This window comes from Mesorhizobium caraganae, assembly GCF_016836705.1.
Taxonomy (GTDB): domain Bacteria; phylum Pseudomonadota; class Alphaproteobacteria; order Rhizobiales; family Rhizobiaceae; genus Mesorhizobium; species Mesorhizobium caraganae.
The window spans coordinates 1-449 of the sequence record NZ_JAFCGY010000146.1; the positions used below are offsets into that span (position 1 = coordinate 1).

At 65.9% G+C, this 449-nt stretch carries 1 protein-coding gene; it reads left to right on the plus strand.

Annotated elements, in window-relative coordinates:
• Positions 1-449 (plus strand): NAD-glutamate dehydrogenase domain-containing protein (locus tag JQK88_RS35700; protein WP_203281286.1); only part of this gene is annotated, 449 nt, incomplete at both ends.

Here is a 449-nt window from a genome sequence, read left to right on the forward strand (position 1 = left end):
CGCCTGGGCAGCAAGCTGCACTTCATCCGCACTCTGGAGTCGCAGGGCCTGCTCGACCGTCAGATCGAGTTCCTGCCGTCGGATGCCGAGATCGCCGAACGCAAGGCGCGCGGCCAGGGCCTGACCCGTCCGGAACTGTCGGTGCTGCTGTCGTACTCCAAGCTGGTGGCGTTCCAGCAACTGCTGGATTCGGACGTGCCGGAAGACCCGTACCTGTCCAAGGAACTGGTCCGCTACTTCCCCAAGCCGCTGCAGGCCAAGTACGCCAAGGCGATGGAGAACCACCGCCTGAAGCGCGAGATCATCGCCACCGCGGTGACCAACTCGACCATCAACCGGATGGGCGCGACCTTCCTGCTGCGCATGCAGGAAGACAGCGGCCGCACCCCGGGCGAGGTCGCCAAGGCCTTCACCATCACCCGCGAAACCCTCGACGCGCGCGACCTGTG